Origin of the sequence: Streptomyces sp. NPDC006012 (assembly GCF_042871185.1) — a bacterium.
Classification (GTDB): Bacteria; Actinomycetota; Actinomycetes; order Streptomycetales; family Streptomycetaceae; genus Streptomyces.
In genome coordinates this window covers 205574-219331 of sequence record NZ_JBIAIE010000001.1, presented here as the reverse complement: position 1 = coordinate 219331, position 13758 = coordinate 205574, and the positions used below count along the sequence as shown (strand labels likewise).

Genomic DNA, 13758 nt, shown 5'->3' with positions numbered 1-13758 from the left:
GAACGAGGGGTGGAACACAGGAGAAACACGAGGGAACGGAACCGGAACCCCTCCATCATCACGCATCACCGTGGCGGGCAACCCGCCGGGCGACCTCGGCGTCTATCAGGGCTGGAACGCCCCCGTACGGGGTGTACCGCGTACACCGTAAAGTGGCACGGTCGGCCCGCAGGGCGCCGCGCGGAGAAGGGGGAGGCAGTCGGATGCCGCAGACCGAGACACCGGGCACCGGGGTGTCCCAGCGGATCCGGCTGCGGTGGTGGACCGAGTTGCCGCTCATCCTCCTGGTGTACGGCTGCTACTCGGCCGGGCGTCTGCTCGCCCGGGGGGACGTCTCGACCGCCGTCGACCACGGCCTGGTGATCCTGCGCATAGAGAAGTTCCTGCGCGTCAACGCCGAACACCCGCTCAACCGGCTGTTCACGCGCGAGGCGTGGCTCGGGGTGCCCGCCGACTTCTGGTACGCGTCCCTGCACTATCTGGTCACCCCGGCGATACTGATCTGGATCTTCCGGTTCCGCAGCTCCCACTACCGCGCGGTGCGCACCTGGCTGATGACGTCCACGTTCATCGGCCTGATCGGCTTCACCCTGCTGCCCACCTGCCCGCCCCGGCTGCTGGCGCCCGAGGAGGGCTTCGTCGACACGATGGCCCAGTACAGCTCGTACGGCTGGTGGGGCGGCGAGGCCAGTGCCCCGCGCGGGATGGGCGGGATGACCAACCAGTACGCGGCCATGCCGAGTCTGCACGTGGGCTGGGCGCTGTGGTGCGGGGTGATCCTGTGGCGGTACGGCGGTACGCGGCTGACCAAGGTTCTCGGGGTGGCCTACCCGCTGCTGACCGCCACCGTGGTCATGGGCACCGCCAACCACTATCTGCTGGACGCGGTGGCGGGCGTGGCCGTGATGGGCGTCGGGCTGCTGCTCACGCCGTACGTGACGCGGGCCGCCACCGCATTGCGGGCCCGCCTCGCGCCGCCCGCGGTACAGGCCCTGCAGTCGGTGCGGGCCCGTACCGCCCCGGCCGTCGCGCCCGTCGCGCAAGACTCCGGCGACGCGGCAGCCCCGATTGTCAGTGGCGGATGCCAGACTTCGCCGGGTGAGCGAATTCCACAGCAGCGCGAGGAACGGTTCGGGTCCGGAGCCGAACCGCACCCTTCCCCCAGGGACACGGGAGAGCGACCGCAGGACTGGGATCTCCCCCGCCCCGGCGAAGTCGAGAGTCTGGGGAAGGCTCGCTGAGCTGCGCGGCCCCGGCGTGCCGTCCAAGGCACTGGACGCGCGCGCCCTCGCGGCGCTCGCCGCGAACCCGGGATGCCGCAGGCGGGCCGTCCTGGACGGCGCCGGGGTGGACAAGGCGGCGCTGGCGAGCGCGCTGGGCGCCCCGCCCGTCTTCGGCCGTTCGCAGTTCGCCCTCACCCGGGGCAACGCTTTCGAAGCACGAGTGAAGGCGGGCGACGGCGCCGAACTGCTGCGGCTCGTGCACACCACGCTGGACCCGGCCGCCGAGCCGCCGCAGGAGGCCGCCGTCCCCGACCTGTCCGCGATCGGCCCCGAGGGGCGCACGGCCCGTACGGCGCTGGCGCTGCGCGAGGCCACGGCCGTCCGGGGCGGCTGGACGCTGCTCGACCATCCGATGCTGGCGCTCGACGTCGCGGGCTCCGCCACGTTCCTGGAGCCGGACGCGGTGGTCGTGCACCCCGACGGCAGCTGGTCCGTCGTGGAGATCAAGTCCTTCCCGATGCTGGACGGTTCGGCGGACCCGGCGAAGGTGGGCGCCGCCGCCCGGCAGGCCGCGGTGTACGTGCTGGCCCTGGAGGAGGTCGCGGCCCGCCTCGACCCCGCCCCGCGCGTGCGCCACCAGGTGCTCCTGGTCTGCCCCAAGGACTTCTCCAACCTCCCCACCGCCTCCGCCGTGGACGTCCGCAAGCAGCGCGCCGTCACCGCCCGCCAGCTGGCCCGGCTCACCCGGATCCAGGACATCGCCGACGCCCTGCCCGACGGCACCTGCTTCGCCCCCGGCCTGCCCGCCGCCGAGCTGACGACCGCGGTCGAGGCGGTCCCGGCGGCCTACGCGCCCGAGTGCCTGGCCGTCTGCGAACTCGCCTTCCACTGCCGGGCGCGGTCGCGCGCGGCGGGCGCGGTCACCGCGCTCGGCCGCCCGCTGCGCGCCGAGTTGGGCGGTCTGACCACGGTCGAGGAGGTGCTGTCGGCGGCCCGCGGGGCGAGCGGCGACCCGGCCGATCCGGCGGTCGCCGCGCTGCGCAGGGCAGCCGCCCTGCGCGCGGAGGCACTGCGCGAGGCGGCACCGCAGGACACCGCACCGCACGACACTGCACCGCACGACACGGCACCGGGCGGGACGGCACCAGGCGGAAAGGAACCGGACACAGACGCACCGGACGGCGAGGCGTTCCCCAGGGCGCGGGCCGGCCAGGAGGTGGCCCCTTGTCGCTGATCACCGCACTCGGCCGGCTGGAGGCGGTCAGCTCGGGCCGGGCCCGCCCCGCCGCCACCGTCCGGCACCGGCACCTGTCCGACCGGCCCCTGGTGTTCGTACCGCTGACCACCGCGGGTGAGACCGGCGCCCCGCTCGGCGCGCTGGTCGGCACCGACCGGGACGCGCCCCGGCTGCTGGTCGTGGAGCAGCCGCGCGATCGCGACCTGCGGTTCGCGTTCCTCGCCGACGTCGCCGACGTCGTCCTGCCCTACCTCGACGCGTACACCGACCACGTGGAGGCCGCCGAGCGCACCGAGACCGACCCGGAGACCGGCAAGCGGGTCAAGGTCGAGGCGGAACTGTGCGCCGACGCGCCCCAGCTGATCGTGCCGAGCCGCGCGGGCGTCGACTTCGTACGGCTGCTCGGCCGCTCCATGCGCTTTCGCCGCACGGCCGAGCAGGACCCCGAGGCGCCGTATCCGGCGCCGCCGCGGGTGCCGCTGCTCGGGCGGTGGCTGACGCACTTCGCCGAGCGGGCCCGGGTGCCCGGCTCCTCGCTGCTGCTCGCGCTCACCGACGTGCTGGCCCGGCACTGGACCACCGGCCAGTCGAGCCTGGAGGACCAGCACCTGGGCACGCTGCTGGCCTGGATCGACCCGCCCGCCGGGCAGTCCGGTGCCGCGGCGGCCGACCGGGCCGAGCGGGCCCGCGACGCCGACGGCCAGTTGCTGTTCCCGCCCGCGGGCCCGGCCACCGACCCGGCCTTCGACAACAAGCTGCTCGCCCCCGCCATCGAGCGCCACCACCGTGCCCGCACCGCGCTGGCGACGGCCGAGGACGGCCTGGAGGCCGACGACCTGCTCGGTCCGCTCAGCGTCGCCGAGCGGGAGATCCGCGCCCTGGTCGACAGCCGTACCCGGCCCACCTGGGACGCCGTGTGGCGCGGGCTCGACCTGCTGCGGGCGCTGCCCGACGGCGCGCACGTGGAGGAGCGGTGGCTGCGCGACCGCTGGTCGTTCACCGGCCACCGCGACCGGGTGCGGGCCGGCGAGCCCCCGCAGCCGCGCCGCGACGACGCGGTCACCGCGGCGAACAAACTGGCCACCCGCGAACGCGAACAGGCCCGCCTTGAGGCGCAGGAGGCGCTCGACGACCCGCTGGTGATGGCGGGCCGGCGGCTGGCCGGGGAGGCGTTCGCGGGCGAGGTCGTCGAGGTCGTCATGGCGTACAGCGAGGGGAAGCGGCCCAGTCCGCGCCCGCTGGTCACCGTCCGCACCGACGACCGGCCGCAGCTCGGGGAGCGGGCGAAGGCGTACCGCTCGCTGGCGGGCCGCCCGCAGTCGGCCGAGTTCGTCGGATACGAGGGCGACGGGCTGGTCGTGCTGCGGATCCTGGACAAGATGGGCCGCGGCAAGGAACCCGAGGACGGATCGGTGCCCGAGAAGGGCGACCGGCTCTGCTTCACGCTGTTCGAACACGAACAGCGCGGCGGGGCGAAGCTGCCCGACCCGGAGCAGACCCCGTGGACGCACGGCGGGCCGCCCGGCGAGGCCGCCGCGGAGGCCGCCGATCCCGTCACCGAGGAGGACGTGCTGTGACGGACGAGACCTTCGACCCGGGCGCCGCCGCCGCCCGCGCCACCCAGGCGATCCTGCACGACACCCTGCACGGCGCGCACCGGGGCGTGGTCGTCGACTCCCCGCCCGGCGCGGGCAAGTCCACCCTGGTGGTCCGGGCGGCGCTCGAACTGGCCGACGCGGGACGGCCGCTGATGGTGGTCGCCCAGACCAACGCCCAGGTCGACGACCTGGTCCTGCGGCTCGCCGAGAAGAACCCCGAGCTGCCGGTGGGCCGCCTGCACAGCAGCGACGCCGACCCGTACGACAAGGCGCTGGACGACCTGCCGGCCGTGCGCACGTCGGCGAAGGCGGCGGACCTGGCCGGCCTCCCGGTGGTGCTGTCCACGGCCGCGAAGTGGGCGCACGTCAAGGTGGACGAACCCTGGCGGCACGCGATCGTCGACGAGGCGTACCAGATGCGGTCGGACGCGCTGCTGTCGGTGGCCGGGCTGTTCGAGCAGGCGCTGTTCGTGGGCGACCCGGGCCAGCTGGACCCGTTCGCGATCGTGGGCAGCGAGCAGTGGGCGGGTCTGTCGTACGACCCGTCGGCCTCCGCCGTGACGACGCTGCTCGCGCACAACCCGAAGCTGCCGCAGCACCGGCTGCCGGTGTCCTGGCGGCTGCCGGCCTCGGCCGCGCCGCTGGTCTCGGGCGCCTTCTACCCGTACACGCCGTTCCGCAGCGGCACCGGCCACGGCGACCGCGGGCTGGCCTTCGCCGTGCCGTCCGACGGCTCGGGAGCCGACCGGGTGATCGACGAGGCGGCGGCCTCGGGCTGGGGTCTGCTGGAACTGTCCGCGCGGCACACCCCGCGTACGGACCCGGAGGCGGTGCGGGCCGTGGCGGCGGTGGTCCGCCGGCTGCTGGACCGCGGCGGCGCCGCCACGTCGGAGCGCGGTACCGCACCGCTCACCGCGGACCGGATCGCCGTCGGCACGGCGCACCGGGACCAGGCCGCGGCGGTACGGGCGGCGCTGGCCGAGCTGGGCGTGGCGGACGTCACGGTCGACACGGCGAACCGGCTCCAGGGGAGGGAGTACGACGTGACGGTGGTCCTGCATCCCCTCTCCGGCCGCCCCGACGCCACCGCCTTCCACCTGGAGACGGGCCGCCTGTGCGTGCTCGCCTCCCGGCACCGCCACGCGTGCGTCGTGGTGTGCCGCGCGGGAGTGGCGGACCTCCTGGACGACTATCCGTCGGCCGACCCGGTCCAGCTGGGCACGCTAGTGAAATTTCCGGACGGCTGGGAGGCCAACCATGCGGTCCTCGCCCACCTGACGGAACACCGGGTGGCCTGGCAGCCGTGACCGTGCGGCGGTCGTGACCGTGCGGCGGTCGTGACCGTGCGGCGGGGCCGCGGCCGGGCCCCGGTCACCCGGTCTGCCGCCGCCCGCGAGGGGGGCTTGCGGGCACGCGGGAGAATGGTGGGTGGCGCAGCCTGAGGGCGGCCGACCGAACCGTACGAGGAGGACGAGACATGGCGGAGCCCACGCCGCGACGGAACGAACCGCGGCTACGCCCCGCGCCCCTGCTCTTCGAGCCCGTGGCGGCGGTCGCCGATCCCGAGCACTTCTTCGACCTGGAGTCGATGGACGATCCCCGGGCCCTGCTGGCGCGGGCGACCGAGCTGGCCCAGGCGTTCCGCGCCGCCGCCGACCGGGCCGTCGAGTTCCAGGCCGTCGCCGCCGCCCAGCTGGCCGACCCGCGCCGCTTCGACCGGCTGACGCCCGCGGACATCGCGGAGCGGGCGGAGTGGACCGAGGACTATGCGAAGAAGATGGTGGAGTTCGGCCGGGACCTGATGCGCGGGGTCGACACCGAGGACCGCGGCACCGCCGATCCGGTGTGAGGCCCGGGGCCCGCGCGTGCCGGGCGGGTGTCACGCCGTGTCGCGCCACCCGCCCAGGGCATATGCCAAGCGGGCAAGATACTCCCTCTTACACCGCCACGTCCCGAATTTCCGCAACTCAGCGCGATCGGGATTTCACCGGCGGTAGACCTATGGGTCATGAGCAGCACACGGAAGGTCACCGCTGACGGCGCCGCCTGGCTCGTCTCCGCAGGAACGTATCCGCGGAGCACGCTCGCCCTGTGGGAGGAACGTCCGGACACCCCGCTCGTCCTGCCCTGCGGCACCGTCTTCGACGTGGTCAGCGCACCGGCGGTGTTCGGCCGCCGGATGCTGGACCGGCTGTGGGCCGAGGGCCCGGGGTCCGGACCGGTCGCGGTGTTCCGCGGCCGGGTGCTGCTGTTCACCGCCCCGGGCACGGCACAGCGGCTGCCCTCGCTGCTGGCCTGGGAGGAGCGGGGCTGCGGGGGCCGTACCTGCGGTGTGCCGCCGCTGCTGTGCCACGGCACCGGGGACGCGGTGACCGTACCGGCGCTGCGGACCGCGGACGCCGAGCGGTCCGACGCCCGCGACGACTCGCGCTGGCTGGTCGCCCCCGACAGCCGTCACCCGTGGCTGCCCGGGCCCGAGGTCGCGCTCTGGGCGGCGGTCCGGGCGGCCCGGGAAACCGTGCGGATATCGATTTTTCCTCCCGCCGAGCAGGGTGCTAAGGTCTACGACGTCAGCAGGCGCCGCTAGCTCAGTTGGTTAGAGCAGCTGACTCTTAATCAGCGGGTCCGGGGTTCGAGTCCCTGGCGGCGCACAGTGATGACGGTGAAGGGTTCACGCCACAAGCGTGAACCCTTCCGTGTTTCCGCTGTCCGTCTGCGCTGTCCGGCACGTTCAGATCCCGACCTTCGGCGTGATCTTCAGCGTCCAGGCGCCGGACGCCGTCCTGGCCTCGGCCTCCACCCGTACGCCGTCCCCCGGCACGGTGAAGCTCTCGCCCAGCGCGACCGGGGCGTCGGCGAGCGGCGGGTAGACCGAGCCCTCCCAGCAGCCCTCGGTGCGCGGGTGGGCGTCCACGACCTCGATCGGGCCGTCGCCGGAGGCCGCCGCGCTGTGCACCCGGTAGACCAGCACGCCCTGGTGGCAGATCCCGCTGTCCGGTCCGGCCGGGCCGCGCGCCTCGAAGGCCAGCGCGCTGTCCGGCCCGGTGCGCACGACGGCCAGCTTCACCCCGCCGCCCAGCCCGAACGCCGGCGTTCCGGCGGCCGCGCCGGCCGGGGTCTCCCCGGCACCCAGCGGCTCCAGCGTCAGCCGGGTCGGCCCGGCACCCTGTACGCACACCACCTGGCGGGGTTCGAGCCAGCCGAGTTTCCACTTGTGCCAGGCGAACAGGTCGGGCGCCAGACCGAACTGGCTGCCCATCAGGTCCCAGTCGCCCACGTAGGTGTCCCAGTCGCCCTGCTCGTCCGCAGGGCGGTGGTAGAGGTCCGGCAGGTCGAAGACGTGCCCGGTCTCGTGCGCGAGAACCAGCCGGTCCGGCGGATGCCGCTCGAAGACCGTGACGACCCGGCGGATCTCCTTGCCGTCCACCCGCACCGGGGCGTCCAGGTTGACCACCTTCGTCGCGTCGGAGTCCACGCCGGGCGCGTCCGGGTCGGCCACGAAGTAGACGACGTCGTAGCGCGAGAAGTCGACCTCCGGGTCGGCCACCGCGAACGCGTCCCGCAGATAGGCGGCGCGCTGCGCGGCGTTCCAGTCACGCTTTATGGCGTACGACGCCGACGGGTTCGGCATGCGGATCCAGTGGTCCAGCGGATGCGGACGCAGCGTGAACCGGCCATAGGAGACCTGCTCGAAGAAGCGGCTGGTGCCGGGGAAGTGGTCGGCGGCCAGTTGGGCGGGTGTGCTGCGTGGGACGGAGTCCGGGAAGGAGAGGAACACCATCACGGCGTCGAGCGGGCGGGTCGGCCGGGTGTAGGCGGGGTTCCAGGTGTCCACCCCCTCGGAGTGGTGGGCGTCGGTCCGCGGCAGGGCGCACGGAGCCGTGGAGAACGGCTCGGCCACCGACGGGACGGTGAGGATCGACGTCGCGGCGAGCGCCGACATCGTGGTGAACACGGCGGCGGCACTGCGCAGATGGGGCGGCAAAGGAGCACCTCCGGGTGCGGTTGCACGGGACACCGCACCCAGCTTGGGGCATTTTGCCGCATAACGCCCTGTTTGTCTGCACCAGAAGGGTGACCATCCCTGAACGACCGACACCCCGAATCACTCACGGAACGTCACAAGCGGTCGGGGGCCCGCAGAACCGGTCCAGGCACGGGCAGAAACGATCTGTCAGAACGGTGGGTCCATCAGGGACACTGGAAGGTGGCTGCACGGCCCTCGGGCCAGCCTCTATGATCGGCACACTTTCCTGCACGGACAGCGATCGAGTGCACGGCGGGAGCGAGCGGTGAGCGGAACGTCCGAAGGGCCGACGCCCGCGGCAGACCTCGACCGGTCCGCCGTCACAGAGAGTGACAACAGTACGCCTCCCGGTGCCCGGCCGCGGGCCGGGGCACCGTCCCACACCTACCGTTCCGTCTTCACGGCCGCGCCGTTGGGCATGGCCGTCGTCGACCGGGGCGGCCTGGTGGTCAGCGCCAACGACGCCCTCGGCGAACTGCTCGGCACCGACGCCGCCGGGCTGACCGGGCGGGTCGCGGCCGACCTGGTCGACCTGGCCTCCGACGCCCGTGCCTGGCACGCCTACCGCGAGGTGCTGCGCGGACGGCAGGCGCGGCTGCGGTGCACCCGGCGGGTGAAGCAGCCCGACGGCCGTTCGGTGTGGGTGCAGGTCACCATCGCCCCGCTCACCGGACCCGAGGAGGGCATCCTGCTCTCCGTCACCGACATCAGCGCCCGCCGGGAACTCCAGGCGCGGCTGCGGCACTTGCAGATGCACGACCCGGTGACCCGGCTGCCCAACCGCACGCTGTTCTTCGAGCGGCTGACGGCGGCGCTGGAGACGGACGCCTACGAACAGGGCGGAACCGGCCGGATCGGGCTGTGCTACCTCGACCTGGACGGCTTCCAGGTGGTCAATGACACTCTCGGCCACCGGGTCGGCGACCGGCTGCTGGCCGCCGTGGCGGAGCGGCTGACCCGGGTCGCGGACGACGCCGGCGCCGGACGGGCGGGCACCCCGCTGGTGGCGCGGCTCGGCGGCGACGAATTCGCCCTGCTCGTCGAGGACTCGACCGGCACCGACCAGTTGGCCGAACTGGCCGAGGCCACGCTGACCGCGCTGCGGGACCCCTTCGACCTGATGGGCCGGCGGCTGTCGCTGACGGCCTCCATCGGGGTCGTCGAGCGGCACGCGGCCGGCACGACCGCCACCGGTCTGATGCAGGCCGCCGACACCACCCTGTACTGGGCGAAGGCCGACGGAAAGGGCCGCTGGACGCTGTTCGACCCGGAACGCAACGCGCACCGCATGACCCGGCAGGCCCTCTCCTCCGCGCTGCGCCCCGCCATCGACCGCGGTGAATTCGCCCTGGAGTACCAACCGTTGGTCGGCATGGAGGACGGCCGGCTGAGCGGGGTGGAGGCGCTGGCCCGCTGGCACCACCCGCAGTTCGGCACGTTGACGCCGAATCGGTTCATCGGGCTGGCCGAGGAGGACGGTTCGATCGTGCCGCTCGGCCGCTGGGCGCTGGTCACCGCCTGCCGCCAGGCACGCCGCTGGCAACTGGCCCACCCGGGCGAACCGCCGATCTTCGTGAGCGTCAACGTGGCGGTCCGCCAGATCTGGGACTCCGACCTGGTGGCCGACGTGGCGGACGCCCTCGCCCGGACGGAGCTGGCCCCGCACCTGTTGCAACTGGAGCTGACCGAGTCGGCGGTGATGGGCTCGGCGGGCCGCCCGCTGGAGGCCCTGCAGGCGCTGAGCGACATGGGCGTACGCATCGCCATCGACGACTTCGGAACCGGTTACTCCAACCTCGCCTATCTGAGCCGGCTGCCGGTGTCGGTCCTCAAACTGGACGGCTCGTTCGTGCGCGGCTTCCAGTACGACGACCCCGGCGACCAGCCGAATCCGGCCGACGAGGTCGTCGTGGAGGCGATGATCCAGCTGGCCCACCGGCTCGGCCTCACCGTCACCGCCGAATGCGTGGAGACCTCCGCCCAGGCGAACCGGCTGCGCCACATCGGCTGCGACACCGGCCAGGGCTGGCTCTACTCCCGGCCGGTGTCCCCGGACCGCATCTCCGAACTGCTGGCGTCGCAGTCCTACGCCGTGGGCAATCCGTAGACGTCCGCGATCAGTTCGTACGAGCGCAGCCGCAGGTCGCCGTGGTGGGCGTGGGTGGTGATCATCAGCTCGTCGGCGCCGGTGCGCTTGTGCAGCGCGTCGAGGCCGGCCCGCACCTCCTCGGCGCTGCCGTGCACGACGTTGCCGCTCCAGGAAGAGACGAAGTCCTCCTCGAACGGGGTGAATTCGTGCCGCTCGGCCTCCTCCGGGCCGGGGAACAGACCGGGCCGGCCGGTGCGCAGCCGGACCATGTTCAGCCCCATCGCCCGGGTCTGCCGACGCGCCTCCCGTTCGTCGTCGGTGGCGAGGGCGGAGACGCCGATGAGGGCGTAGGGCTCGTCGAGCACCTCGGACGGGCGGAAGTGCTCCCGGTACAGGTCGAGGGCCGGGACGGTGTTCTGCGCGGAGAAGTGGTGGGCGAAGGCGAAGGGCAGGCCGAGCATGGCGGCGAGCTGGGCGCTGAAGCCGGAGGAGCCCAGCAGCCAGACCGGCGGCCGGTGCGGGGACTGGACACCGCCGGGCGCGCTGCCCTGCACCGGGCCCGGAATGGCGTGGATCCGGCCGTAGGGGTGGCCGTCCGGGAAGTCGTCGTCCAGGAACCGGGTCAGCTCGGCGAGTTGCTGCGGGAAGTCGTCGGCGCCCTCGCCCAGGGAGTCGGAGCGGCGCAGCGCGGCGGCGGTGGCGCCGTCGGTGCCCGGCGCCCGCCCGAGGCCGAGGTCGATCCGCCCCGGTGCCAGCGCCTCCAGCGTGCCGAACTGCTCGGCGATCACCAGGGGTGCGTGGTTGGGCAGCATCACGCCGCCGGAGCCGAGCCTGATCCGCTCGGTGTGGGCGGCGAGGTGGGCGAGGATCACCGCCGGCGAGGAGGAGGCGACACCGGGCATCGAGTGGTGCTCGGCGACCCAGTACCGGTGGAAGCCGCGCGCCTCCGTGAACCGGGACAGCGCGACGCTGGTGCGCAGTGCGTCGGTGGCGGTGCTGCCCGCCCCCACGGTCACCAGGTCCAGTACGGAGAGGGGGACGGGTGCGGTCCCGTGGGCCGTCCCCCGGATCTCGTCTGCCGCCACGGTGCTGCCTCCTGTGTTTCGCCGTGCGCTGCGCGGCTGTGCGCAGTGTTCCGGGGGGAACAGGAGGGTGACTCCGGTTTATTCCCGGGGCCTGTGGGGGTGGCACGGATTCTGCGCGGCCAGGAGGCCGGACGGACAGGCGGGGACAAGCGGGCAGAAGGCCAGGCGGACAGGGCGTGGTAAGGGCAGCGGGAACGGGCAGGACGTACGGACAAGGGAACGCGGCGGCGCGGGACGAAGACCGGGCCTCAGACCTGGATGATCGGTTCCCGGGTGAACAGGGAGCCCAGCTTCGGGGCGTTCACCCTGCGGTCCGTCAGCCGCAGCGCTTCCCACACCGTGACCTGGTTGGCGGTGAGGACCGGTTTGCCCCGTTCCTTCTCCAGTGCGGGCAGGTGGGCCACCGTGTGCAGGGCCGTGTTCGGCAGCAGCAGTGCCTCCGCGTCGGTCCGGTCCGCCTGCCCGGCCAGCTCGAACAGCTCGCGTTCGCCCCAGCCACCGGCCGCCGCGGCCGTACCGGTCCCGGACGACCGCACTCCGGTCACCGTGACACCGGCGGCCCGCATGAAGTCCGCGAACAGCTCGGCCGTCTCGTCCGGGTAGGCCGCGCCGATCGCCACCCGGTGCACCCCGATCTCCTGCACCGCGTGCACGAAACCGAAGGACGCCGAGGAGGCCGGCATGCCCGCGGCCATGGCGAGGGCGCGGATCTGCTCGTGGGCGCCCTCCCAGCCGTACGCGAAGCTGCCGCTGGTGCACGCCCACACGATCGCCTCGGCGCCGGACAGCCGCAGTTCCTCGACGCCCGCCGCCAGCGGCTCCGGTGCGCCCAGACGGCCCAGCGGATGGGCCCGGTCGGTGTCCTCGCACCGGCCGGTGTGGACCAGGTCCAGCCGGATGTCGCTGCCCAGGAGCTGCTCGATGCGCGGATAGTCGTCCTCTGCGGAGTGCCCCGGGTAGAGGAATCCGAGTGCGGTCATGTCCAGCCCTCCTGCGGTTCTCGGCGGTACGGACCGTCCCGGCGCCGCCTCGCCCCACCGCCCGTGGGCGGGGCGGCCCGGCGCGGCGCCGGGTACGGCCCCACCGTTCTCGGGTACCCAGCCGGGTGCGGCACCGCCCACACCGTTACCTGCTTGGCCGAAGCGCGGGGGACGTGGCTGCGCGTCCGGTCGGCGGGTCGCCGGCGGGCAGCGACGGCCCGTCGTCCGGGGGAACGCTGGGACAGGGCCGAAAGAGCGGGGACACGGCCAGGGTGGGCAACGGTCCGCGGGCAGGGCACGGGCGGGCAACCGCGCCCTTTCGCGGCCGTGTTGACGGGGGCAGGTTCGGGTGCGAGCGTGGTCAATCCGGGCATGTCAGCCCGTGTGCCACACCGCTCCGCCCGGTCCGCCCCGCCCCGCCCTGTCTTCCGCACCGGAATCCGGAGGAACGGTTTGCCGACGCCCGTACCGACGCTCCTCGTCCTCGACGCCGACCCCCTGCCCCGCCTCGGCCGGCTCACCGGCCGTGCCCGCGTCGTGCACGCGGACGAGAGCACGCTCGCCGGGCTGCTGCCGACGGCGGACATCCTGCTGGTCTGGGACTTCGCCTCGCACGCGGTCCGCGCGGCCTGGCCGGGTGAGGGTCCGCGCCCGCGCTGGGTGCACACGGCGAGCGCGGGCGTCGACCATCTGCTGTGCCCGGAGCTGGCCGGGTCGGACACCGTGGTGACCAACGCGCGCGGGATCTTCGAGCGGCCCGTCGCCGAGTACGTGGCGGCGCTCGTGCTGGCGATCGCCAAGGACCTGCCGCGCACCCTGGGCCTCCAGCGGCAGCGGATCTGGCGGCACCGCGAGACCCGGCGGCTGGCCGGCACGCGCGCGTGCGTGGTTGGCGCGGGGCCCGTCGGCCGGACGATCGCCCGCACGCTCAAGGCCCTGGAGGTGCAGTCCGCGGTCGTCGGCCGCGTACCGCGCACCGGCATCCACGGCCCCGACGACCTGGACCGGCTGGTGTCGCGTGCGGACTGGGTGATCGCGGCGGCGCCGCTGACCGAGCGGACGTACGGCATGTTCGACGCCCGGCGCTTCGGTGTGATGCAGCCCTCGGCGCACTTCATCAACGTCGGCCGTGGACAGCTGGTCGTCGAGGACGCGCTCGTCGAAGCGCTGTCCAAGCGCTGGATCGCGGGTGCGGCCCTGGACGTGTTCGCCACCGAACCGCTCGCGCTCGAAAGCCCCCTGTGGCGGGCGCCCGGGCTGATCGTCTCCCCGCACATGAGCGGGGACACGGTCGGCTGGCGGGACGAACTGGGCGCGCAGTTCGTGGAGTTGTACGAGCGGTGGGCGGCGGGCCGGGCCCTGGTGAACGTGGTCGACAAGAAGCGCGGGTACGTGCCGGGGCACTGACCGCCCCGGCCCGTACCCGAGCGGGTGACGCGGGGCACACCGGCAGGATTTTCCGGCCCCTCTGGTTCTCCGGGGTGACTTCGGGGGCATGAACGACGTGGCCCCACCATGA

At 73.7% G+C, this 13758-nt stretch carries 11 protein-coding genes and 1 tRNA gene; 9 read left to right on the top strand and 3 right to left on the bottom strand.

The annotated features are described in order from the left end of the window. The first annotated feature begins 203 nt into the window (after positions 1–203). From ACFYPJ_RS00985 to ACFYPJ_RS00955, 7 genes are all read left to right on the top strand, one after another. Positions 204–1241, top strand: coding sequence for a phosphatase PAP2 family protein (locus tag ACFYPJ_RS00985; protein ID WP_389008435.1), 1038 nt, complete (start codon positions 204–206; stop codon positions 1239–1241). Beyond that, positions 1195–2457: a hypothetical protein gene (locus tag ACFYPJ_RS00980; protein WP_389010056.1), complete on the top strand. Its 1263-nt coding sequence runs from the start codon at positions 1195–1197 to the stop codon at positions 2455–2457. The genes ACFYPJ_RS00985 and ACFYPJ_RS00980 overlap by 47 nt, the downstream gene beginning before the upstream one ends. Continuing rightward, positions 2448–4037 carry a hypothetical protein gene (locus ACFYPJ_RS00975; RefSeq protein ID WP_389008432.1) on the top strand — a complete coding sequence of 530 codons (1590 nt, stop codon included), beginning with the start codon at positions 2448–2450 and terminating at the stop codon, positions 4035–4037. Before ACFYPJ_RS00980 ends, ACFYPJ_RS00975 begins: the two co-directional genes overlap by 10 nt. Continuing rightward, a complete protein-coding gene (locus ACFYPJ_RS00970; RefSeq protein ID WP_389008429.1) occupies positions 4034–5365 on the top strand; it encodes an AAA domain-containing protein in 1332 nt (443 codons plus the stop codon). The genes ACFYPJ_RS00975 and ACFYPJ_RS00970 overlap by 4 nt, the downstream gene beginning before the upstream one ends. A gap of 170 nt (positions 5366–5535) precedes the next feature. Beyond that, positions 5536–5907 (top strand): hypothetical protein, encoded by a 372-nt coding sequence (locus tag ACFYPJ_RS00965; RefSeq protein WP_389008426.1) that lies wholly within the window; start codon positions 5536–5538, stop codon positions 5905–5907. A 159-nt stretch (positions 5908–6066) separates the two neighbouring features. Further along, on the top strand, positions 6067–6645 hold the full coding sequence (locus ACFYPJ_RS00960; protein ID WP_389008424.1) for a bifunctional DNA primase/polymerase: 579 nt from the start codon (positions 6067–6069) through the stop codon (positions 6643–6645). Beyond that, positions 6636–6709: transfer RNA gene (locus tag ACFYPJ_RS00955), tRNA-Lys, on the top strand. Before ACFYPJ_RS00960 ends, ACFYPJ_RS00955 begins: the two co-directional genes overlap by 10 nt. 80 nt (positions 6710–6789) lie before the next feature. Here ACFYPJ_RS00955 and ACFYPJ_RS00950 read toward each other — a convergent pair. Next, positions 6790–8001, bottom strand: a complete 1212-nt coding sequence (locus ACFYPJ_RS00950) for a M6 family metalloprotease domain-containing protein (protein WP_389010054.1) — start codon at positions 7999–8001, stop codon at positions 6790–6792. A 349-nt stretch (positions 8002–8350) separates the two neighbouring features. Here ACFYPJ_RS00950 and ACFYPJ_RS00945 point away from each other — a divergent pair, with 349 nt between their 5' ends. Then, a complete protein-coding gene (locus ACFYPJ_RS00945) occupies positions 8351–10192 on the top strand; it encodes a putative bifunctional diguanylate cyclase/phosphodiesterase (RefSeq protein WP_389008421.1) in 1842 nt (613 codons plus the stop codon). Here ACFYPJ_RS00945 and ACFYPJ_RS00940 read toward each other — a convergent pair. Further along, positions 10171–11259, bottom strand: coding sequence for an LLM class flavin-dependent oxidoreductase (locus tag ACFYPJ_RS00940; RefSeq protein WP_389008418.1), 1089 nt, complete (start codon positions 11257–11259; stop codon positions 10171–10173). The genes ACFYPJ_RS00945 and ACFYPJ_RS00940 overlap by 22 nt on opposite strands. A 248-nt stretch (positions 11260–11507) precedes the next feature. Further along, positions 11508–12239, bottom strand: a complete 732-nt coding sequence (locus ACFYPJ_RS00935) for a decarboxylase (RefSeq protein ID WP_389008415.1) — start codon at positions 12237–12239, stop codon at positions 11508–11510. Between the two features lie 453 nt (positions 12240–12692). Between ACFYPJ_RS00935 and ACFYPJ_RS00930 the strand changes: the two genes are divergently transcribed. Further along, positions 12693–13646, top strand: coding sequence for a D-2-hydroxyacid dehydrogenase (locus tag ACFYPJ_RS00930; protein ID WP_389008412.1), 954 nt, complete (start codon positions 12693–12695; stop codon positions 13644–13646). The last annotated feature ends 112 nt before the right edge of the window (positions 13647–13758 follow it).